Consider the following 21,759-nt stretch of genomic DNA (forward strand, 5'->3'; position numbering starts at 1 on the left):
GTATATTCACTTAAAATTCACAGTTGGTGAGACTTTAAGATTACAAAAAAGGTAAAAAAAACAAATCTCTCAGACATAAGGCAAATGAGAAATTTCCCGCTCTATGGGAAAAAACACTAAAATTGATCAAATGACCTAAGTGCGCCAAACGTGTTACGGGACGGGCTATCTCATGGTATAAATGGAATTGTAAACGTTATCAAGGAGGTCGTCATATGAAGAAAAAATCATTCTCAATCGTAATAGCGGGCGGAGGGAGCACTTTCACTCCAGGGATCGTACTCATGCTCTTGGACCATTTGGAGGAGTTTCCGATCAGAAAGCTGAAGCTGTATGATAATGATAAGGAGAGACAGGATCGAATTGCAGGTGCCTGTGACGTTTTTATCAGAGAAAAAGCGCCGGATATTGAATTTGCAGCGACGACTGACCCGGAAGAAGCTTTTACAGATGTCGATTTTGTTATGGCGCACATCAGAGTAGGGAAATACGCGATGCGTGCGCTTGATGAGCAAATTCCGTTGAAGTATGGAGTTGTCGGCCAGGAGACGTGCGGGCCGGGCGGGATCGCATACGGTATGCGTTCGATCGGCGGTGTGCTTGAAATATTAGATTACATGGAAAAATACTCGCCTGATGCGTGGATGCTCAATTATTCCAATCCGGCGGCGATTGTGGCTGAAGCTACGAGACGCCTTAGACCGAATTCTAAAATTCTCAATATCTGTGATATGCCGGTTGGGATCGAAGACCGGATGGCGCAAATTCTTGGCTTATCCTCAAGAAAAGAAATGAAGGTCCGCTATTACGGATTAAATCACTTCGGCTGGTGGACATCAATTCAGGATCAAGAGGGCAACGATTTAATGCCGAAGCTGAAGGAGCATGTATCTCAATACGGCTATATTCCGAAAACAGAGGCTGAAGCGGTGGAGGCGAGCTGGAATGACACATTCGCCAAAGCGCGTGACGTGCAGGCCGCAGATCCTGACACACTGCCGAATACGTATTTGCAATATTATTTGTTCCCGGATGATATGGTGAAAAAATCAAATCCGAATCATACGCGGGCAAATGAAGTGATGGAAGGGCGCGAAGCTTTTATTTTCAGCCAATGTGACATGATTACACGTGAGCAGTCCACGGAAAACAGCGAAATCAAAATCGATGACCACGCATCATATATCGTTGATCTTGCCCGGGCGATTGCCTACAACACAGGTGAAAGAATGCTGTTGATCGTTGAAAATAACGGCGCAATTGCGAACTTTGACCCGACTGCGATGGTCGAGGTGCCATGCATTGTCGGCTCAAATGGGCCTGAACCGATTACCGTCGGCACCATTCCGCAATTCCAAAAAGGGCTTATGGAGCAGCAGGTATCCGTTGAGAAGCTGACTGTTGAAGCGTGGGCGGAGAAATCGTTCCAAAAGCTGTGGCAGGCGCTAATTTTGTCAAAAACAGTGCCGAACGCGCGTGTGGCAAGACTCATTCTCGAGGATTTAATGGAGGCCAACAAAGACTTCTGGCCTGAGCTTGATCAAAGTCCGACCCGCATATCATAACTGAAATTCCCCCATTTTCGAATCTGTAATTGTATATAATAGAAAGAAAATGGGGGGATCTGATATGCAGCTCGAAGAACTGATCAATCAGCACTACAGCAAATTGAATGACAACGATTTTCATATTTTAAAATATATATTGAATCATAAGCACACATGCTATCACCTTGGAATCGACGCGCTGGCCAAAGCTTGCAGTGTATCGCGTTCCTCAATTTTACGGCTTGCCCAAAAGCTCGGTTTCAGCGGTTACAGTGAATTTCGCGTCTTTTTAAAGTGGGAAGATCAGCCGGAAGAAGGCGAGAGTATGAGTTTTCAAAAGCTGCTTGATGATATTGAAGCAAATTTGAAGTTCTTACGGACAAAGGACATGACGGACATGTGCCAGCTGATTGATGCAGCGGACCGCATTTTCGTCTACGGTTCAGGAAATGCGCAAAAGATATGCGCCCGCGACCTGCAAAGAATGTTTATTCCGCGCCATCGCTATCTTATTTTGATTGAAGACACAAATGAATTTAATTTGATGCGCGATGATTTTAAAGTAAACGATCTGTTTATCATCATTTCTCTTTCCGGAGAAACACCGGAGCTGATTCCTCAGGCAAGAATGCTTTCTGCAAAGGGTATTCCCTTTATTTCCATTACGAATTTAAAAAACAATGTCCTCGCCCAGCTGACTCCGCATAATCTTTATGCGACAAGTAAACCTGTGACATTAAGCGATAAAACGGAAATTGTCGCTTTTGCACCGTTTTTTCTCGTTGGCGAAGCATTGTTCCGCGCATATGTTGATTACAAAGAGGCAGAAAAAAATGACAATGAGTAGCAGGGGGTTCTGGTATGATGCAAAAAATTCAGCGCTTTGGAAGCGCGATGTTTGTGCCTGTTTTATTATTCGCGTTCGCCGGCATTATCGTCGGTATCAGCACGCTCTTTAAAAATAAAACCCTCATGGGCCCGCTCGCCGATCCTGACGGTTTTTGGTATCAGTGCTGGTATATCATTGAGCAGGGCGGCTGGACTGTCTTTAACCAAATGCCGCTCTTATTCGCCATTGGCATCCCGGTTGCTTTGGCGAAGAAAGCTCAGGCACGCGCTTGTTTGGAAGCGCTTACTGTCTACCTGACATTCAACTATTTTGTCAGCGCGATATTGACGGTATGGGGAGGAGCATTTGGCGTCGACATGAACCAAGAGGTCGGCGGAACGAGCGGGTTAACGATGATTGCGGGCATTAAAACGCTCGACACCAACATTATCGGGGCCATCTTTATTTCTTCGATTGTCGTCTTTTTGCATAATCGCTATTTTGATAAAAAACTGCCCGATTTTCTCGGCATCTTTCAAGGCTCAACATATATCGTGATGATTTCCTTCTTTATTATGATTCCGATTGCCTTGGCTGTGTCTTATATTTGGCCGATGGTTCAATCGGGAATCGGCTCGCTTCAAAGCTTCCTGGTTGCTTCTGGGGCGGTGGGCGTTTGGATATACACGTTTTTGGAACGGATTTTAATTCCAACTGGCCTTCATCACTTTATTTACACGCCGTTTATTTATGGCCCGGCTGTAGCGGAAGGTGGGATCGTCACGTATTGGGCACAGCATCTTGGCGAATATTCGCAAAGCGCCAAACCGCTGAAGGAGCTCTTTCCGCAAGGCGGATTCGCGCTTCACGGCAACTCGAAAATCTTCGGTATTCCGGGTATCGCTCTGGCTTTTTATGTGACAGCCAAAAAGGAAAAGAAAAAACTCGTCGCAGGGCTGCTGATTCCTGTCACACTGACAGCGATTGTCGCCGGGATTACAGAGCCGATTGAGTTTACGTTCTTATTCATTTCACCTTTCTTATTTGCGGTTCACGCCGTGCTTGCCGCCACAATGTCGACAGTTATGTATATGGCCGGCGTCGTAGGAAATATGGGAGGCGGGCTGATTGAGGCGGTAACCTTGAACTGGATTCCGCTCTTTGGCAGCCACGGTATGACATATGTGTATCAAATTTTGATCGGGCTCTCGTTTACAGCAATTTATTTTTTCGTCTTCAGATTTTTAATCCTCAAATTCAATATCGCTACACCAGGACGGGAAAAGGATGAACAGCAGGAAACAAAGCTATATTCGAAAAAGGAATATAGAGAACGAAAAAACAAGGAGGAAACGGCCTCCGCTGCTGAAACGGCTGATGACACCGCTTTTCTGTATATTGAAGCGCTGGGCGGAAAAGACAACATCACTGAAGTCACAAACTGCGCCACCCGCCTCAGAGTCAGTGTCAAGGATGAAACAAAGGTTGAGCCCGACAGCGTATTCCGCGCGCTTGGCGCACACGGCGTTGTCAGGAACGGGAAGGCGTTTCAGGTAATTATCGGATTAAGCGTACCGCAGATGCGGGAGCGTGTGGAAAAAATATTGAATCAATAAAGACAGCCCTCCTTTTCGGGAGGGTTTTTGTTTGCCGTCAAAAAGACCGCCATAGTAAAGTAAAGAAAGAGACAATCGAGTAAAAAGGGGTTTGGAGGCTTTTACATGCAAAAGGCTTTGTCGTTTTTAAAACCATATTCATTGCTGGCGGGAATCGCTCTGATTCTTATGTTGACGGAGCTTGCAGTTGAACTGATGCAGCCTTTATTGATTGCAAAAATCATCGACGATGGGATATTGAAGCAAGATCTGCGGCATGTATGGATATGGGGCGCGGTCATGATCGGGCTGACCGTGTTATCCTTTGCGGCGGGGATGCTGAATTCCTTTTATGCCGCCCATGTCAGCCAAAGCTTTTCCTATGATACGAGAAAAGGGCTTTTTCAAAAAATCCAGTCCTTCTCCTATTCCACATTTGGACAGTTTTCGTCCTCTTCTTATATTACAAGGCTGACAAACGACGTCACACAGGTTCAAAATATGATTTTTATGAGTTTGCGGTTTATGCTGCGGGCTCCCTTAATGATTGCAGGCGGCATTGTGCTGTCGCTTGCCGTTAATGTGAAACTCGGCTTTTTTCTGCTTGTGACCATTCCGATCCTGATCTTGTTTTTGCTATGGGTATTAAGGAAAGGCGGAGCACTGTTCCGCTCAGTGCAGAAAAGGCTGGATCAAGTGAACACCATCATGCAGGAAAATTTAATCGCAATCAAGCTGATCAAAGCGCTGCTTCGCGGCAGCCACGAAGTCAAACGATTTATCAAAGCCAACACAAGGCTGATGGAAAAAACGGTTTCGGCCTTTCAGCTTGTGGAATTCACGATGCCTGTACTGATGCTGCTAATGAATCTCTGCATCCTTTTGATTTTGTGGGCGGGGTCCTACAGTATTACGAGCGGAAGCACTCAGGTCGGCGATGTTGTTGCGATTATTAACTACGCAACACGAATTACAGGCGCGCTTTCGATGTTTCCGTTTTTGATTATGATTTTCACCCGGGCGAAGGCTTCAGGGGATAGAATCGGTGAGGTGCTTGAAACAGAAGGCGACGAGCGGGAGGAAGGCATCATATCTGATCGTTTGTCAGGACGGATTGAGGTTCAGCATGTATCCTTTCGCTATCCTGAAATGGACAGAGAAGCGCTCAGGAATGTCTCATTTTCCGCAAAGCCAAGAGAAACGATCGCGATTCTCGGTGCGACGGGCTCGGGCAAGTCCACGCTTTTTCAGCTCATTCCGCGGCTTTATCAGCCGGATTCAGGCCGCATTTACATAGATGAAAAGCCGGTTCAAGATTTTCCGGCTGAAGGGCTGCGCAGGCAAATTGGATATGTACCGCAGGAAGTCCTCTTGTTTTCCGGCACAATCAAAGAAAACATCGCTTGGGGCAAAGAAAATGCTTCACTAGATGAAATAATGGATGCGGCCAAACATGCGCAAATTCATGAAACCATTTTGAAGCTCCCAAATGGATATGACACTGTTTTGGGGCAAAGAGGCGTCAACCTGTCCGGCGGCCAGAAACAGCGAATTTCCATTGCGCGGGCACTGATTCGAAAACCGGCTATCCTTCTATTAGATGACAGCACAAGCGCGCTTGACCTGCAAACGGAGGCGAAGCTGCTTGAAGCAATCAGCACATACCATTGCACAACTTTGATCATTACACAAAAAATAACCACGGCGATGAAAGCTAATCAGATTTTGCTGCTTGAGGACGGCGAACTGATTGAAAAAGGCACTCACAGTGAGCTGCTCTCTGAATCTCAGTTATACAAGCGCATTTACGAGTCACAATTCGGAAGGGAGGGGAGCGAGTCATGCTAAAAGACATCCGCAAGCCATTCCAATATCCCAAACTGCCAATTGACAAAAAAGAAGGCGCGAAAAAGCGGGCGAAAGCAAAGGATACAAAGGGCACACTGAGACGAATCTGGTCTTACTTGGCTGAACGAAAAGGACTGCTCATCCTTGTCATGCTGATGGTTGTCATCAGCGCGATATTCGGGCTCCTTGGCCCCTTTGTGATCGGAAAGGCCATCGACCATTTTATCGTCGGGAAAACGGTCAGCGGCTTGATTCCCGTTTTGCTTCTTCTGCTTGCTATCTATATCATTCAGTCCCTGTCGCTTTGGTTTCAAAACTATTGGATGATTACGATCTCGCAGGGCACGGTTTTCAGAATGAGAAGCGAATTGTTCACCCATCTGCATGAGCTGCCGATTCCATTTTTTGATAAACAGCGGCACGGCGAGCTGATGAGCCGGGTGACGAATGACATCGAAAATGTCAGTTCTACCTTAAACACGTCAGTCATTCAAATTTTGTCAAGCGTGATCACCTTTGTCGGGACGATTGCGGTGATGCTGTACATGAGCCCGCTCCTTACATTGATTACGCTGACCATTATTCCGGTGATGGCAGCGAGCCTGAAATGGATCACCAACCGAACGGGAAAGCTGTTTAAAGAACAGCAGAAAAACCTTGGTGATCTGAATGGGTATATTGAGGAATCTGTTTCAGGCGCAAAGGTCATCAAAGCATATTCACGTGAGAAGCAGATTACTGCTGAATTCCTCGAAAAAAACGCTGCACTCAAGACGTCGGGCTTTTGGGCGCAGACGATTTCCGGGTTTATCCCGAAGGTCATGAACTCTTTGAATAACTTAAGTTTTACAATGATAGCGGCAATCGGCGGTTTGTTTGCGCTGAAAGGCTGGATCTCGATCGGCTCCATCGTCGTCTTTGCCGAGTATTCAAGGCAATTTACACGCCCTTTAAACGATCTGGCCAACCAGTTTAATACGATGCTGTCCGCAATCGCCGGCGCTGAACGGGTGTTTGACGTGCTTGATGAAAAAGAAGAGCGCGAGGATGAAAAGAACGCCGTGCATCAGCCCATCCAAACAGGCAGCATTGAATTCCGGGATGTGTCCTTCGGTTACGATAAAGGGCAGCAGACACTGAAGCATTTACAGTTTACCGTGCCTGCGGGGCAGTCCATTGCGTTTGTCGGACCGACGGGGGCGGGGAAGACAACCGTCACCAACCTGCTCGCCCGTTTTTACGAGCCTAACGAAGGAAAAATTTTAATCGACGGTACAGATATTAAAACCCTTACTAGAGCGAGCCTGAGAAAAAACATGGGGTTTGTTCTTCAGGATTCTTTCTTATTTCAGGGAACGATCAGAGAAAACATTCGCTACGGCAGGCTTGATGCTTCTGATCAGGAAGTCGAAGCCGCTGCAAAAACAGCGAATGCCCATAGTTTTATTGAAAGGCTGCCAAAAGGGTATGACACCGTGCTGACGCAAAACGGTTCGGGCATCAGTCAAGGACAGAAGCAGTTGATTTCTATAGCAAGGGCGGTGCTTGCCGATCCGGTTCTTCTCATTTTGGATGAAGCGACAAGCAACATTGATACCGTTACAGAAGTCAACATTCAAGAAGCGCTCGCCCGTTTAATGGAAGGAAGAACAAGCGTCATCATTGCCCACAGGCTGAACACCATTCAAAGAGCGGACCAGATTGTGGTGCTTAAAGACGGTGAAATGATTGAAAAAGGCAGCCATGACGAGCTGATTCGGCAAAAAGGATTTTACAGTGACTTATATGAAAGCCAATTTGAGAAATAGACCTTTGTCCTGCACAGAGGTCTTTTTTGTTACAGTTTTATAGTACTTTTATTTCATTTTCGTAAAATGTAACAAAATTACTTGACGTAAACAAGTTATGTATATATACTAGCTTACATTAAGTAAGTGATAACATTTATCAAGGAGGATAAAATGAATAAATCATTTGAAATTGGCACATTACTTTTAAGGGTTATTACAGGTATTATCTTTTTTGTTCACGGTTTATCAAAGTTTCAGGGGATGGAGGGCACCATCCAATTTTTCGGCAGCATAGGCCTTCCAAGCTTTATGGCGTATGTCATCGCAGCGATTGAACTCATTGGCGGAGTGCTTGTCTTCTTCGGATTGGCTACACGTATTGTCGGTGTCCTGTTCGCTCTTACACTGATCGGCGCCATCATCACTGTTAAGCTGAAAGCGCCATTCATGGGCAATGCAGAATTTGATTACCTTCTGCTTTTGACATCCATTCACCTGGCGCTTACTGGAAGTCGATTCCTGGCGCTGGACCCATTTGTGTTTAAAGAAAAAAAGAACGAAAACGTTTCAGCATAAGAAAAGAGGCATGCAGCATGACCAGCATTCATGAGGATACACACATTGGCTATGCCAAACTCACAATTCGCAGTCTGGAGCGTTCGCTTCAGTTCTACTGTAACGTCATCGGTTTTCAAGTCTTAAAAAAGACGGATCGCCAAGCTGAATTGACGGCTGACGGAAAACGCGTCCTGCTTATTCTTGAAGAAAATCCGAGCGCTGTCGTCTTGCCTGAACGGTCTGTGACAGGCCTTTATCATTTTGCGATTCTTCTTCCGGACAGGAAAGAACTTGGGATCGCACTCGCCCGCCTGATTGAACACGGCATTGCTATCGGACATGGAGACCATGCTGTCAGCGAAGCGCTCTACCTGTCTGATCCTGACGGAAACGGCATTGAAATGTACGCTGACCGCCCCCGCAGCACGTGGCAGCGTGATCTGGAAGGAAACTACGTCATGACGACAACCGCTGTTGACATTGAGGGCCTTCTGGAAGAGGCAGGAGATGAGCGGAAAACATCGCTTCCGAACGATACAATCATCGGACACATTCATCTGCATGTCAGTGATTTGAAAGAAGCAAAGGCGTTTTATACAGATGTACTGGGCTTTGACATTGTCGGAAACTATGCGGGCATGTCCGCCCTCTTCGTTTCAGCCGGGGGGTACCACCATCATATCGGCTTAAACATTTGGGCGGGAAGAAATGCGCCGCCTAAACCGACAAATGCCAGCGGACTAGACTATTACACTGTTGTCCTGCCTCACCAAGAGGAGCTGGACTTAGTGGCAAACCGAGTCAAACATGCCGGGTATTCGATTGAAGAGACGGAAAACAGCTTTCGTGTGAAAGACCCTGTTTCCGGCGCCTATATTACATTTGTGATTTAACTGCAATCCCCTTGCCGAAAAAACGGCAGGGGGATTTTTTATTTTTGTCCGCCTTGTTATGATGAGAGAACCACCAACTTGTTAGGAGGCGTTTACATGGAACTCAACCACCTCGTCACAGGCAAAATCGCTTTAAATCAGTATGTGCATCGCTTAGAGCAAAAGGATGTTTCATTTTACGTCCATTATTGGGGAGCAATGACGAACCACTATAACACACTGCTTCATAAGCATTCCTTTTATGAAATTTGTTACGTGGTAAGAGGTGAAGGATATTACCTTGAAGGCGATCGTACATATCCGCTTCGGGAACAGACGATTTTTTTGTCAAAGCCGGATCATTTGCACCAAATCAAAAGTGAAGCAGGACTGTTCATTTTTTATGTCGCTTTTGAGTTGAGCGAGGATCAATCAAGCGCTGAATGGATCAACGTGATGGAAGAAGTGAAACAAAGTCCCCTTGTCACAGTGCAAATAAAAGATGGCGAACCTCCGGGCATTCTTTGGAAAACGTTAATGCTGCAAGCAGCTCAGCCAGTCAATGCTTTTGACAAAGAGATCCTATCCCAATTGTCGCACGCATTGATCCTGTCATTAATCCAAACCTTTCTCCCGTCCGCCCGCCGCCCGAAAAACAAGCAGTTCATTCAAAGCTCATCTGCTTTGCTGACGGAGGTCAAACTGCACATTAAAGACAATCTGTCACAGTCTTTAAAGCTGACGGATGTTGCCGGCCATTTTCATATCTCAGGCAGGCACTTATCACGTTTATTTGCAGCAGAACTGGGTGTCAGCTACTCTGAGTTTGTCCAAAATGAAAAAATCAATAAAGCCGCCGCGCTGCTGAAGTCAACGAATCTATCGATAAAGGAAATAGCAGAAGAAATAGGATTCTCTGTACATTATTTTACACGCGTATTTTCTGCCAAAATCGGCAGCTCTCCAGGGCTTTTCCGTTCCCTTTATAAAGACTCAAAAATGACCGCATTTCAAATCAATAAGCCTTTTCAAAAAATCGAACAGGCCGAGCCGCACGAATAAGATGTCCTGAAATGACAAAATAATGTCTCCATATGATAAAGACGCAAGAAATCTCGTTGTCTTATAATTTTTTAAGAAAGCGGTTTCTGTTTGAAAGCCGGCTTTTCTTAACATTTCTGTCCCATAGTACATGATCGAATTGACATCGGTAATTTGCTGTACGATGGCGGATTCCTATCCCAATGAATAGACTGCGCCTGATCTACAGCTCTTGAAAATCTTTTAAAATATGTGCCTGAAACAAAAGGGCGGTCACTTGAACAGCTTGAGCATTCATTCCGCCAGTATGGCCGCCAAGCTGATCAGGACATGCCGACTCAATCGACTCACTTATCGTAATCCGCAGAGATCAGGAGGAATCTATCTATGAAACTATCTTATGTAACAGACAGCCTAGGGCATTTGCCTTTTGAAGACATGCTCGATTTTGCTGCAGAGCTTGGGATCGATACACTTGAAATGACAACCGGGGGCTGGTCGCCTGCGCCTCACTTGAATCTTGATGAACTGCTGCAAAGCAGCGAAAAAAGAAAAGAATTTTCACAAGCGCTGGAAAAGCGGAACATGACACTTTGCGCATTAAACTGCTCGGGGAATCCTTTAGATCCAGGCGAACTGGGCAAATCGCACAGAGAAGTAACGGACAAAACGATGGAGCTGGCTGGATTATTAGGCGTCAAAAAAGTGATCATGATGAGCGGCCTGCCAGCCGGCGGCCCGGACGACAAAGTGCCGAACTGGATCACATACACAGTGAGCTGGCCTCCCGTTTTAAAAGATATCCTCAACTATCAATGGGAAGACGTTGCGATTCCGTATTGGAAGGAACTTGTCAAAAAAGCGGAAGCCTGCGGAGTTGAAAAAATCGCGCTTGAGAACTTCAGCTCTCAATTAGTCTATAATCCTGAGACTCTCTTTCGACTCAGAAAAGCGGTCGGCCCGATGGTCGGTTTGAATCTTGATCCGAGCCACTTATTATGGATGGGTGCAGACCCGATCATCGCAGCAAGGGATCTCGGCGAAGCCATTCACCATGTTCATGGAAAAGATGTCAGAATTGAAAGATATTTATCTGCGGTAAATGGGTTTTTAGAAACAAAAGAAGTGACAGATCCTGCGAACCGGGCATGGAATTACGTAGCAGTCGGCTGCGGACAGGATTTACAGTGGTGGAAGGAATTTTTTTCAGTTGTAAAAATGATGGGATATGATGATGAGGTTTCTTTAGAAATGGAGGATCTGACGATGTCACCTGAAGCGGGCATCCGCACTTCTGTAGAAGCATTAAAACAAACCATCAGCCAATAGGAGGTTTTCATGATGCTAAATGGAGAAAGAATCATCTCCAAGCCGCTGCGCTGGGCAATGGTAGGCGGCGGACGGCTTAGCCAGGTTGGGTATAAACATCGTACTGGAGCGCTGAGAGACAATACTGCTTTTCAATTAACTGCCGGCGCTTTTGATATCGATGCCGAAAGAGGAAAAGACTTCGGGATGAACCTTGGAGTGGATGCGGAACGCTGTTATCCCAACTATCAAACCATGTTTGCCGAGGAAGCGAAAAGACAGGATGGCATAGAGGTAGTATCGATTGCCACTCCGAACGGCACTCATTATGAGATTTGTAAGGCGGCGCTTGAAGCAGGACTGCATGTCATCTGTGAAAAACCGCTGTTCTTCACTTCAGCAGAGGGTTATGAAATTAAAGCGCTCGCAGAGAAAAAAGGGAAAATTGTCGGCGTGACGTATGGTTTTTCAGGCAATCAAATGCTTCTTCAAATGCGTGCGATGATTGAACAAGGAATGATCGGCGATATTCGCGTGGTTGACTTGCAGTACACACACGGTTTTTGTTCAGCAGATGAGGGCGAGAACATAAGCGCTGCACAGAAATGGCGTGTCGACCCTGCGATCGCCGGGCCAAGTTTTGTACTAGGCGATTTATCTACCCACACGTATTATATGTCACAGCTTATTCTGCCTAAGATGAAAATTAAAGAGCTGCTGTGTGATCGACAGAGCTTCGTCGGCAGCCGCGCACCGCTGGAGGATAATGCCCATGTGCTGATGCATTATGAAAATGGAGCGGTTGGAACAATGTGGACATCGTCAATCAATGCCGGATGTATGGATGGCCATAGAATCCGGATTGTCGGCTCAAAGGCAAGCATTGAGTGGTGGGACAGCATGCCAAATGAACTGACGTATGAAGTGCAGGGAGAGCCGAGCCAGACACTCGTTCGCGGCATGCCGTATTTAGATGATGTTTGCAGCGCCGATGAACGACTAGGCGCCTTACACAGCGAAGGGCTGTCTGAAGCATGGGCCAATATTTATCTTAAATTTGCCATTGCGATAGACGCCAAAAACCGTGAAGAGGAAGAAATCTTGAATAACTTGGTTTATCCTGACATTGATGCAGGGATTGAGGGCATTCGCTGGATTGAGAACTGCGTGCGCTCGGCAAACCAAGGGTCAGTTTGGGTTGAATTTAAATAAATGAGGGGATGCGCCGCATATGACATAAAGTTCATATGCGGTTTTTATTTTCCAGAAACTCCTGTCAAAAATGCCCTGAGGCAGGTATGATAAGAAGGGAATTGGGTAACGGGAGTGATGAGCGTGAAGGCTCTTTTTTTTACGAGAATGTTCACCTTGATGGTGAGCTGTTTAATGTATCTGTCCATTGTGAAAGAGGATAACTGGTTTGGATATGTATTTATAGCAGCAGGTGCTGCCATGTATGCAGCCAATCATGTTTTGCTGACAAAAGAGACAAATGCCATCTGGTTCTGCCTGATTGATATTGCAATCGGCTTTTCGTTCGGATTTATCTTTCCCGGCACAGGTTTGTTCATTATTATGCTTTGTCCGGTTGCGGTTGCCTTTTTTCTGCGGGGGTTTCCTAAAAGAACAGCATGGTCTGTCTTATGTCTTTCCTCTATTTTATTTTTGACGGTCCTCATCCGTACATATGCGATGTTCGGCAATGAATTTGTCATTGATCATTTAACTAGCATGACATTCGTTGTCTTCTGCGGTGTCGTGGGCAAATTAATCCGCAAGCTGACGGATGCGCAGGAAACGGCAAAACAGCAGTACCGGGAACTGACAGAATCCCACTTGGCGCTGTCTTCCGCACATCAGGAGCTGCATTTATATGCGAAGCAGGTTGAAGAGCTGACCGCCATTTACGAGCGGAACAGAATGGCAAGGGAAATCCATGATACAGTGGGGCATAAAATGACGGCCCTTCTCGTCCAGCTGCAGCTTTTGCGTGAATGGCAAAAAAGAGACAGCCAAAAAGCGGATGAGACAGTAGGTGTCTGTGAAACACTTGCCCGTGAAGCGCTTGATGATGTCCGCTTATCAGTACGCACTCTGCAAACTGAAAACGATCCTTCGCTAATCGAATCGCTGAAACAGCTGACAGAGGACTTTTGCAAAAATGCAGGAGTCACAACAGAATTTGCGGTCAGCGGTGATCCTGCAATTATCCCGCTGTCTCTCCATCCGACCCTGATCAGAACGGTGCAGGAAGCACTGACCAATGCCAAACGGCACGGCGGCGCCGCAGGTTGTTCGATACAGCTTGCCTGCACAACGGACAGCATCAGCCTTGTCATTAAGGATGACGGAAAAGGCAATCCCGAGGCAGCACTTGGATTTGGTCTCTTGAATATGAAAAAGCGGGCAGCGGAACATGGCGGTATGATCCGCTTTGAAAGCGAACGGGATCAAGGATTTACTGTGAATGCAGAATTTTCACTTGCCAATAAAAAATGGAGCTTCAGACCCGTGCAGCAAAAGGAGAGTTTATCATGATTAAGATCATCATTACCGACGATCAGGATATCGTCAGAGAAGGGCTGGCATCCTTGCTACAGCTCCGAGAAGAGCTCGATGTGATCGCAACGGCGCGAAACGGACAGGAAGCCTTCGAAAAGGCGAAAGAGCTGGAGCCGGATATCGTGTTAATGGACATCCGCATGCCGGTTTCCAACGGGGTGGAGGGAACAAAATTAATCACAAGCTCACTGCCCGGCGTAAAGGTTTTGATGCTGACAACCTTCAAGGACTCAGAGCTGATTGCTGAAGCGCTTGAAGAAGGAGCAAGCGGGTACCTATTGAAGGATATGTCGGCAGATACGATTGTAAAAGCGGTGATGACTGTTCATTCTGGCGGAATGGTGCTTCCTCCGGAATTGACTGCCCAAATGCTGAACGAATGGAAACGTGAAAAACAGCTGAAAGGAATAAATGAGATAGAAAAACCTAAGGAGCTGCTCGACTTGACCGAGCGCGAATTCGAAGTTCTGGCTGAGCTGGGGTACGGGCTGAATAACAAAGAAATTGCCGAAAAGCTTTACATTACAGAAGGCACAGTCAAAAATCATGTTTCAAATATCATCAGCAAGCTGGCTGTCAGGGACAGAACCCAAGCAGCCATTTACTCGGTCAGATATGGTGTATCTGTCTTTTGACATATGACGTTTTGCATATACGCTTCTCTGAAAAGGCCTTTTACAGGCCTTTTTTTCATGCCCTATGTTCTATCTGCCGCTACATGCCGCACGCCTTTCTTTCTTCTACAATGGCAATGAATCAAAAAAAGGAGTGAGACGACGTGCTGCAAGCAGAAAACATCAAAAAGGCATATGGAAAAAAAACAATCGTGAAAGGCATTTCTTTTTCCCTCCAAAAGGGGGAGTCGTTCGGTCTGCTCGGGCCAAACGGTGCGGGGAAGTCCACAACCATCTCGATGATTTCCGGCCTTGTGCCGCATGACAGCGGGAACATCACGGTGGGCGGCTATGTCATCGGAAAAGAAACGGCCAAAGCGAAACAAAAAATCGGCATTGTTCCGCAGGAAATTGCATTATATCCGACGCTGACGGCTCATGAAAATCTTATGTTTTGGGGGAAAATGTACGGACTTACGCACGGTGAGGCCAAAAAAAGATCGGCTGAGGTCCTTGAATATGTCGGTCTGGCTGAGCGGGCTAAAGATAAGATTGAAACGTTCTCCGGGGGGATGAAACGAAGAATCAACATCGGTGCGGCTTTAATGCATAAGCCCGAGCTGCTGATTATGGATGAACCGACTGTCGGTATTGACCCTCAATCGAGAAATCACATTTTAGAAACGGTCAAACAGCTCAACGAAACGGGCATGACGGTAATCTATACGAGTCATTACATGGAAGAGGTTGAGTTTTTATGCGATCGGATCGGAATTATTGATCAGGGGGAAATGATTGCAATCGGTACAAAAACTGATTTGTGCAGCCGTCTTGGGGGCGATACCATCATTCAGCTCACGGTCAGCGAGATTGATGAAACGTTTCTTTTGGCGATCCGTTCCCTGGCTCATGTCAATGATGTAACAGTCCAGGAGTCAGAGCTCAAAATTGACATTTCTGCGGCTCATCATGAGAAAGTCGTCACCAGTTTGCTTGCGGAAGCCGCTGCCCATCATACAAACCTGCTGTCTCTTCAGGTGCAGGAACCGAATCTAGAGCGCCTGTTTCTGAATCTGACCGGCCGCACGTTGCGGGATTAGGAGGGACGGCCATGAAAAAAAGCATATGGATCGCATGGAAAGATGTCAAAATCAGAATCACGGACAGAAAAGGGTTTATGATGCTTATCCTAATGCCGCTGATCCTAACCTGTATTTTAGGCGCGGCGCTCGGATCAGTTGTTGACGGAGGCAGCGGGATTGATGACATCAAAGTCGGCTACGTTCAACCAGACCAGTCAGATGCAGCGAACATGTTTACGAAAGATGTGCTTAAAAAAATAAAGTCAATAAAGGTCACAAAAGCCGGCAGCGAAGACAAGATGAAAAAACTGCTTGATGAAAAGAAAATTGATGTCGGTATCGTCATCCCGAACTATTGGGAAGCCGGCAAAACCTCAGCTGTTGTTTATGCCGCTCCTGATCAAACATTGAAAAGTTCCATCATCGAAACAGCTGCAAGCTCTTTTATAGAGCAATATAAAGCGGTAAAGGAAGCCGCGTCAGGCTCAATGGACTACATCAGCAAAACGGAAGCTGTAAAACAAGGAAAACTTGATCCTGCACAGTTTGCAGAAAAGCTGGCAAAGACGCTTGAAAAAGAAACAGGTGACAAGCTGACTATTGCAGAAAAATCTGTCGGCAGCAAGGCCGTTACCAGTTTTCAATACTATTCGGCGGCAATGCTTTGCATGTTTATGCTGTTTCATATGACAGTCGGGGCGAAATCGTTTTTACAGGAAAAGGATACGGAGACGCTTGCCAGAATGCTGATGACGCCTGCGCAAAAATCCGTCATTCTCTTCGGAAAATGGCTTGGGACGTATCTGTTTGCCATCATGCAATTTTTCATATTTCTGATCGTTACAATCAATGTTTTTGGTGTGGACTGGGGCGGCAATTTGCTGTTTGTGAGTGTACTCGGGCTTTCTTACGCCGCAGCTGTATCCGGCATTTCAATGCTGCTTGCGTCGTGCATCAGCGATATGAAATCTGCAGATGCGATAGGCGGCTTCGGCATTCAATTGCTTGCGGTTCTCGGCGGGTCCATGCTGCCGCTGTACCAATTTCCGGACGTCTTGCAGTCTATATCCAAAGCGGTGCCAAATCGCTGGGCGCTTGACGGCTTTCTTTCTTTAATGGAAGGGGGAGGCTGGGCTGACCTTCAAAAGCCTGTGCTTCTTTTTGCGGCGATTGGCCTTTGTTCACTTGTAATTGGTATCAGACGGCTTCATACAAGATAAGGAGGTACACTAGGGTGAAAAAAATCATAGCCATTTGCGGCATTGAGCTTTCTCTCATTTTTAAGAATCCGCAGAACTATTTGATCATGTTTGCTGCCCCGCTTTTGCTTACCTTTGTATTTGGGAGTATGCTCGGCGACAATGATGATAAGGTGCGGCTTGCAATCGTTGATCAGGACGATACGATTCTCTCACAGCATTATATTCGGCAGCTGAAGGCACACGATGATATGTATACATTCGAAAACGTGCCTGAAAGCAAAGCGGCAGAAAAGCTGAAACAAAAGAAAATTGCCGGGATCATCGTCATTTCCCGCTCGTTCCAGACACAGCTGGAAAAAGACAAAAATCCTGAACTGATTTTCCGTCACGGCCCTGAGCTGTCTGAAGCGCCGATGGTCAAACAATATGCAGAAAGCACATTGGCAACGCTCAATATTCAGGTGACCGCGGCGAAAACAGCATCTCAGACAGCGGGAGAGAACTGGAAGGCGGCGTATAAAACGGTTTTCGCCAAAAAACATGAAGATACAGTTCCGGCAGTAAAACGACAGACGCTCAGTGATAAAAAAGAGGGTGCGGAAGCAAGTGACACAGCCTCCAGAGCAGCAGGTTTTTCCATCCTGTTTGTCATGCTGACCATGATGGGAGCGGCTGGAACCATTTTAGAAGCAAGAAAAAACGGCATCTGGTCCAGATTGCTTACAGCCTCTGTCAGCCGAGCTGAAATCGGTGCTGGGTATGTGCTTTCCTTCTTTGTCATTGGCTGGATTCAATTTGGCATATTGCTTCTTTCAACCCATTGGCTGTTTGGCATCAACTGGGGGAATCCGGCTGCGGTTATTGTATTAGTGTCACTTTTTCTATTGACCGTTGTCGGCATTGGATTGATGATTGCGGCCAACGTCAGAACGCCAGAACAGCAGCTTGCGTTCGGCAACTTGTTTGTCATCGCAACATGTATGGTTAGCGGGATGTATTGGCCGATCGACATTGAACCGAAATTTATGCAATCCATCGCTGAATTTCTTCCGCAAAAGTGGGCGATGAGCGGGCTGACGGAGATTATCGCTAACGGTGCCAGCGTCACAGATATTCTCGGAATCTGCGGCATCTTGCTTGCTTTTGCAGCAATCACTTTCGCAGCGGGGCTTAAGGCGCTCCGAGCCTAAAAAAAATCATCTGTCCCTCGGACAGATGATTTTTGCAATTATTTTGTTTCTTTTTCTGACAGATGCAGCCTCCGTTCCAAATGCTGTTTCACGGATGGCCACTCACTGTCGATGATGCTATAAAATACCGAATTGCGGAATGTTCCGTCTTTTCTGATCATTTGGTTTCGCAATATGCCTTCTTTAATTGCCCCCAGCCGTTCAATGGCCTTTTGTGATCTGATGTTCCGCTCATCCGTTTTGAATTGCACCCGAATCGTCTTCAGCTGTTCAAAGCAATATTGTAACAGCAAATATTTGCATTCAGTGTTGACTGAGGTGCCCCACACTGAAGGGTGAAACCACGTCCAGCCGATCTCAAGGCTCCTTGAAGCGGATGACATATACAGAAAACGTGTCGTGCCGACCATTTTTCCAGTCTTACGATGAATAATCACGAATGGACATTCTGTTCCTGTTTCTTTCGTTTGCAGCGCCTCCTCAACAAAAGCCTCCGTACCACGCAGTGTTGTGATCGTTTTCGGTAAATGGGTCCAGATGTTTTCATCATTTGCCGCTTCATATAAACCTTGAATATGGCTTTTGTCCATCGGCACCACTCGAATCAGTTCCCCTGTTAATTCGTGCAATGTCACATTCATCGTTCTCCCCCCGCATTACGTATTGGAGCAGCCTGAAGGCCGCTCCCGGTTAATCCTTATCTATCATAGCTAAAATTGATTCCAGCCATGAAACGTAATTTTTCTCCCGCTCCAGCGCTTTCGTCAGCACAAGATAGTGGCCGAAGTCCGGTGAAGAAAATGACATCGGCTCTGCTGAAGCCATAAGCTTTTCATAGCTTCCCTGTAAGTCAGAAAGCTTGGCCTGGCGTTTTTGCAGCTGGTCTTTGAACAAATCAGAAGCCTCCTGGCGCGATAGACAAGAAATGAAATAAGCCTTCAGCATAAATTCATCTTTTACCGTCTCGGGTATCGGCTGGTGGCGGATCAGCCAGTCATGCAGCTCCTGCTTTCCGCTGTCTGTCAGGGTGTACATCTTTTTCTCCAGCTTTGTGCCCTGAATCGTTGTCCGAAACGTGATAAATCCTTCATCCGTCAGCTTTTTGAGCTCAGGGTAAATCTGGCTGTGCTTGGCGCTCCAAAACTGGCCGAGCTCCTCTTTAAAATAACTCGTAATATCGTATCCACTCAATTCGCCTTTTCGCAAAAGCCCTAATATGGCGTATTTTAATACTCTCATGCGATCCTCCATGTCTATGGCTGTTTCACAAAACTGATGAGCCGGTGCTCAACTGTGATTCTAACTGCCTATTCCCCTTATTATAGAAAAGGGAGGAAGGGAACACAACCGGGCCACTTTGGAAATGAAAATAAAAGGGATGTCAGAAGGTATCCGATTTATCTCCGTCAATATAAAAGAGATTTAAATTTAATTTTCAGAAAAAATAGTAACTATATTGATTTTTTATGTATAATAGGAAATTGGTGGTATCAACAATTTAAGGGGGAATAAACGTGAAAAAAGTACTTATGGCATTCATTATTTGTTTATCGCTGATTCTATCTGTTTTAGCCGCTCCGCCGTCTGGCGCAAAAGCTGAATCAGTACATAATCCTGTCGTTCTTGTTCATGGAATAAGTGGTGCATCATACAACTTTTTCGCTATTAAAAACTACTTAATTTCCCAAGGCTGGCAAAGCAACAAACTGTACGCAATTGATTTTTATGATAAAACAGGAAACAACCTAAATAACGGCCCGCAGCTTGCTTCATATGTTGACCGTGTTTTAAAAGAGACGGGGGCAAAAAAAGTAGATATTGTGGCTCATAGTATGGGAGGCGCCAATACGCTGTACTATATTAAATATTTAGGCGGGGGCAATAAGATTCAAAATGTCGTAACGCTTGGAGGGGCTAATGGTTTAGTGTCATCAACCGCGCTGCCGGGTACAGATCCTAACCAAAAGATCCTCTATACATCTATTTACAGTCTCAATGATCAAATTGTAATCAATAGCTTGTCTCGGTTACAAGGAGCAAGAAATATTCAGCTTTATGGCATCGGCCATATTGGCTTGCTTTCTAATAGCCAAGTGAACGGCTATATCAAAGAAGGATTGAATGGCGGGGGACTAAATACAAACTAATGCTTGAAAATCTACGGGTGATTTGAAACCTGCTGTTAGTTAATACAGCAGGTTTTTATTGTTTTCTGATCGATTGAAATGAGGAGGAAGATAGAACGAAAACTGAGTTGATTTTTTGCAGGCTCTTATATGAGGTAAATACCTTCTAATACTATCCTAATTGTATATCGCAATTCTCAAAAAAAGATGAGCCAGTGCTCATCTTTTTTGTGTGACCCCGTACAAAATAAATTGAATCGTCCGCTCTTTTTCAAGCTCTTCATCCATTTCCTCTCCCATCAGCAAAAACCGGGTGATGATAAGTCCGATGATAGAAGAGATCGTCGTGCGGATGATGGTATCCGCCGGAAGGTCCCGCAGTTCGCCGGTGCTTTGGAAATGCTCGATAATGTGCTTGAACTTATCGTACACATGTTCATTGAAGACCTGCTTGTACACTTTTCTGAATTCTTCCTGGTAGAAGGCTTCCTGAATAAAGATCTTCAAAACGGGGAAGTGCTTTTTAACAAATTCAAAGCGGTTGTTCAGCATTTCCCGAATGAAGACCTCATATGACGGATAATCCTGCTCAAACACTTCTTTGCTGAAATTTTTGGCGAAAGCAGGGGCAACAACCTTTGTCACCGTTGGCATCACAATTGACAGCAGCAAATCCTTTTTCGTCTTATAATGCCTGAAAATCGTCCCTTCAGCAACGCCGGCTTTTTTGGCTATTTCGCTTGTGGATGTCGAGGCAAATCCTTTTTCAGCAAACATTTCAATAGCCGCACTCAGAATGTGCCGCTGTTTTTCGCTCATTTTTATTTGTTCGCCTTCTATATGCAATAATTCTTCAAGAGATTTCGCATCCATTGTTCGTACTCCTTCTGAAAGCCTGTTCCCTTTATTATAGAAAAGGCGGACAGGGAACACAACCAATCCCGCTGTTAATTTGAGATAAAGGGTGTTTTTTGTGAAAAGGAATGACCCTCAATCTGCTGAACTAAAAATGCTGCAATATCTAAATTGGTGATTCTCATTCCCGGCGAATTGAAGAAATCAACTTTTACAGCGTCCTGAGTCTGAGCATCTGTTACAAAAGGAAGTCGGACAAGCGTCCAATCCAATCCGCTGCGTGATAATATATGAAGCTCTTTCTTTTTATCGGCAATCATTTGCGGATAGAGGAGGCGAAAGAGAAGCGCGCCTATTCTAAAAACCAATGATTTTCTGTCACCTTCAATATCTAACGAAGCGCCAGTCACTCCGATATATCTGTCTATGTTGTATTCTTTCATGACAGTAACGATGAGTTCTGTCACTGTACTGTATAACGGGACGGCTCTTTCAGGCTGTCCGAACGTATTGACGACGGCGCTGCATCCTTCCAGCAGCGTGCGGATGCTTTGCGGGTGCTGGGCATCTCCGCGAATGACATCAATTCTCTCGTCAATGTGAGGGGGCCGCTCCGGCTGCCTGACGAGCATACGGACTTGATAGCCTTTTGCAAGAGCCTGGCTGGCTATAAAACGGCCTGCTTTACCCGTCCCTCCGATAATGGCGATTTTTTTACTATGATTTGTCAATCATAAAAC

General features: G+C 45.9%; 20 protein-coding genes and 2 pseudogenes. 17 read left to right on the forward strand and 5 right to left on the reverse strand.

Translation table 11 applies throughout. The annotated features are described in order from the left end of the window. Window positions 1-215 precede the first annotated feature (215 nt). From glvA to AC0OMU_RS01035, 8 genes are all read left to right on the forward strand, one after another. Window positions 216-1,565, forward strand: coding sequence for a maltose-6'-phosphate glucosidase (gene glvA, locus AC0OMU_RS01000; protein ID WP_014476180.1), 1,350 nt, complete (start codon window positions 216-218; stop codon window positions 1,563-1,565). Between the two features lie 64 nt (window positions 1,566-1,629). Next, a complete protein-coding gene (gene glvR / locus AC0OMU_RS01005) occupies window positions 1,630-2,394 on the forward strand; it encodes a MurR/RpiR family transcriptional regulator GlvR (RefSeq protein WP_015482966.1) in 765 nt (254 codons plus the stop codon). A gap of 14 nt (window positions 2,395-2,408) precedes the next feature. Further along, window positions 2,409-3,992 carry a PTS maltose transporter subunit IIBC gene (malP, locus tag AC0OMU_RS01010; RefSeq protein ID WP_015383124.1) on the forward strand — a complete coding sequence of 528 codons (1,584 nt, stop codon included), beginning with the start codon at window positions 2,409-2,411 and terminating at the stop codon, window positions 3,990-3,992. Window positions 3,993-4,097: 105 nt separating this feature from the next. Beyond that, window positions 4,098-5,819, forward strand: a complete 1,722-nt coding sequence (locus AC0OMU_RS01015; protein WP_474240848.1) for an ABC transporter ATP-binding protein — start codon at window positions 4,098-4,100, stop codon at window positions 5,817-5,819. After that, complete coding sequence (locus tag AC0OMU_RS01020) at window positions 5,813-7,627, forward strand: ABC transporter ATP-binding protein (protein WP_042978122.1); 1,815 nt, start codon at window positions 5,813-5,815, stop codon at window positions 7,625-7,627. Before AC0OMU_RS01015 ends, AC0OMU_RS01020 begins: the two co-directional genes overlap by 7 nt. Window positions 7,628-7,780: 153 nt before the next feature. Next, window positions 7,781-8,185: a DoxX family oxidoreductase CatD gene (gene catD, locus AC0OMU_RS01025; protein WP_251218323.1), complete on the forward strand. Its 405-nt coding sequence runs from the start codon at window positions 7,781-7,783 to the stop codon at window positions 8,183-8,185. A 17-nt stretch (window positions 8,186-8,202) separates the two neighbouring features. Then, a complete protein-coding gene (gene catE, locus AC0OMU_RS01030; RefSeq protein ID WP_273797113.1) occupies window positions 8,203-9,060 on the forward strand; it encodes a catechol 2,3-dioxygenase in 858 nt (285 codons plus the stop codon). A 96-nt stretch (window positions 9,061-9,156) separates the two neighbouring features. Then, window positions 9,157-10,101: an AraC family transcriptional regulator gene (locus AC0OMU_RS01035; RefSeq protein ID WP_474240849.1), complete on the forward strand. Its 945-nt coding sequence runs from the start codon at window positions 9,157-9,159 to the stop codon at window positions 10,099-10,101. Between the two features lie 66 nt (window positions 10,102-10,167). Here AC0OMU_RS01035 and AC0OMU_RS01040 read toward each other — a convergent pair. Continuing rightward, window positions 10,168-10,303 (reverse strand): annotated as a pseudogene (locus AC0OMU_RS01040) (MFS transporter); the annotation flags it as partial. A 23-nt stretch (window positions 10,304-10,326) separates the two neighbouring features. Here AC0OMU_RS01040 and AC0OMU_RS01045 point away from each other — a divergent pair. The 8 genes and pseudogenes from AC0OMU_RS01045 to lnrN form a co-directional block, all read left to right on the forward strand. Continuing rightward, window positions 10,327-10,440: pseudogene (locus tag AC0OMU_RS01045) on the forward strand (hypothetical protein); the annotation flags it as partial. 27 nt (window positions 10,441-10,467) lie between these two features. Next, window positions 10,468-11,409: a sugar phosphate isomerase/epimerase family protein gene (locus AC0OMU_RS01050; RefSeq protein ID WP_474240850.1), complete on the forward strand. Its 942-nt coding sequence runs from the start codon at window positions 10,468-10,470 to the stop codon at window positions 11,407-11,409. A 9-nt stretch (window positions 11,410-11,418) separates the two neighbouring features. After that, a complete protein-coding gene (locus AC0OMU_RS01055) occupies window positions 11,419-12,600 on the forward strand; it encodes a Gfo/Idh/MocA family protein (RefSeq protein WP_100506800.1) in 1,182 nt (393 codons plus the stop codon). A 123-nt stretch (window positions 12,601-12,723) separates the two neighbouring features. Beyond that, window positions 12,724-13,926: a two-component system sensor histidine kinase LnrJ gene (lnrJ, locus tag AC0OMU_RS01060; RefSeq protein ID WP_251218327.1), complete on the forward strand. Its 1,203-nt coding sequence runs from the start codon at window positions 12,724-12,726 to the stop codon at window positions 13,924-13,926. Next, window positions 13,923-14,585, forward strand: coding sequence for a two-component system response regulator LnrK (gene lnrK / locus AC0OMU_RS01065; RefSeq protein WP_015383129.1), 663 nt, complete (start codon window positions 13,923-13,925; stop codon window positions 14,583-14,585). Before lnrJ ends, lnrK begins: the two co-directional genes overlap by 4 nt. A gap of 143 nt (window positions 14,586-14,728) precedes the next feature. Then, window positions 14,729-15,664 (forward strand): linearmycin resistance ATP-binding protein LnrL, encoded by a 936-nt coding sequence (gene lnrL / locus AC0OMU_RS01070; RefSeq protein WP_015383130.1) that lies wholly within the window; start codon window positions 14,729-14,731, stop codon window positions 15,662-15,664. 11 nt (window positions 15,665-15,675) lie between these two features. After that, on the forward strand, window positions 15,676-16,866 hold the full coding sequence (gene lnrM, locus AC0OMU_RS01075) for a linearmycin resistance permease LnrM (protein WP_251218328.1): 1,191 nt from the start codon (window positions 15,676-15,678) through the stop codon (window positions 16,864-16,866). A 14-nt stretch (window positions 16,867-16,880) separates the two neighbouring features. Then, window positions 16,881-18,038: a linearmycin resistance permease LnrN gene (gene lnrN / locus AC0OMU_RS01080; protein ID WP_474240851.1), complete on the forward strand. Its 1,158-nt coding sequence runs from the start codon at window positions 16,881-16,883 to the stop codon at window positions 18,036-18,038. Window positions 18,039-18,076: 38 nt separating this feature from the next. On the opposite strand, the gene AC0OMU_RS01085 is transcribed toward lnrN, so the two are convergent. Both AC0OMU_RS01085 and padR read right to left on the reverse strand, forming a co-directional pair. After that, window positions 18,077-18,679 carry a GNAT family N-acetyltransferase gene (locus AC0OMU_RS01085; protein ID WP_015482968.1) on the reverse strand — a complete coding sequence of 201 codons (603 nt, stop codon included), beginning with the start codon at window positions 18,677-18,679 and terminating at the stop codon, window positions 18,077-18,079. A gap of 49 nt (window positions 18,680-18,728) precedes the next feature. After that, complete coding sequence (gene padR, locus AC0OMU_RS01090) at window positions 18,729-19,277, reverse strand: transcriptional regulator PadR (RefSeq protein ID WP_003233588.1); 549 nt, start codon at window positions 19,275-19,277, stop codon at window positions 18,729-18,731. A gap of 275 nt (window positions 19,278-19,552) precedes the next feature. Here padR and estB point away from each other — a divergent pair, with 275 nt between their 5' ends. Beyond that, a complete protein-coding gene (estB, locus tag AC0OMU_RS01095) occupies window positions 19,553-20,185 on the forward strand; it encodes an esterase EstB (RefSeq protein ID WP_003243184.1) in 633 nt (210 codons plus the stop codon). Between the two features lie 198 nt (window positions 20,186-20,383). Here estB and AC0OMU_RS01100 read toward each other — a convergent pair whose 3' ends face one another. After that, entirely contained in the window at window positions 20,384-21,037 is a 654-nt protein-coding gene (locus tag AC0OMU_RS01100; protein WP_015482970.1) for a TetR/AcrR family transcriptional regulator, read from the reverse strand. A gap of 74 nt (window positions 21,038-21,111) precedes the next feature. After that, window positions 21,112-21,750, reverse strand: a complete 639-nt coding sequence (locus tag AC0OMU_RS01105; protein WP_474240852.1) for an NAD(P)H-binding protein — start codon at window positions 21,748-21,750, stop codon at window positions 21,112-21,114. Window positions 21,751-21,759: the final 9 nt, after the last annotated feature.

This window comes from Bacillus sp. FAU18 (assembly GCF_056033885.1).

Excerpts from the sequence above, each read along its gene's own strand:
- catD (WP_251218323.1), top strand. The coding sequence starts at position 7,781 with ATGAATAAATCATTTGAAATTGGCACATTACTTTTAAGGGTTATTACA.
- AC0OMU_RS01035 (WP_474240849.1), top strand. The coding sequence starts at position 9,157 with ATGGAACTCAACCACCTCGTCACAGGCAAAATCGCTTTAAATCAGTAT.
- malP (WP_015383124.1), top strand. The coding sequence starts at position 2,409 with ATGATGCAAAAAATTCAGCGCTTTGGAAGCGCGATGTTTGTGCCTGTT.
- catE (WP_273797113.1), top strand. The coding sequence starts at position 8,203 with ATGACCAGCATTCATGAGGATACACACATTGGCTATGCCAAACTCACA.
- AC0OMU_RS01085 (WP_015482968.1), bottom strand. The coding sequence starts at position 18,679 with ATGAATGTGACATTGCACGAATTAACAGGGGAACTGATTCGAGTGGTG.
- AC0OMU_RS01050 (WP_474240850.1), top strand. The coding sequence starts at position 10,468 with ATGAAACTATCTTATGTAACAGACAGCCTAGGGCATTTGCCTTTTGAA.
- AC0OMU_RS01020 (WP_042978122.1), top strand. The coding sequence starts at position 5,813 with ATGCTAAAAGACATCCGCAAGCCATTCCAATATCCCAAACTGCCAATT.
- lnrK (WP_015383129.1), top strand. The coding sequence starts at position 13,923 with ATGATTAAGATCATCATTACCGACGATCAGGATATCGTCAGAGAAGGG.
- AC0OMU_RS01100 (WP_015482970.1), bottom strand. The coding sequence starts at position 21,037 with ATGGATGCGAAATCTCTTGAAGAATTATTGCATATAGAAGGCGAACAA.
- AC0OMU_RS01015 (WP_474240848.1), top strand. The coding sequence starts at position 4,098 with ATGCAAAAGGCTTTGTCGTTTTTAAAACCATATTCATTGCTGGCGGGA.
- padR (WP_003233588.1), bottom strand. The coding sequence starts at position 19,277 with ATGAGAGTATTAAAATACGCCATATTAGGGCTTTTGCGAAAAGGCGAA.
- glvA (WP_014476180.1), top strand. The coding sequence starts at position 216 with ATGAAGAAAAAATCATTCTCAATCGTAATAGCGGGCGGAGGGAGCACT.
- glvR (WP_015482966.1), top strand. The coding sequence starts at position 1,630 with ATGCAGCTCGAAGAACTGATCAATCAGCACTACAGCAAATTGAATGAC.
- lnrM (WP_251218328.1), top strand. The coding sequence starts at position 15,676 with ATGAAAAAAAGCATATGGATCGCATGGAAAGATGTCAAAATCAGAATC.
- AC0OMU_RS01055 (WP_100506800.1), top strand. The coding sequence starts at position 11,419 with ATGATGCTAAATGGAGAAAGAATCATCTCCAAGCCGCTGCGCTGGGCA.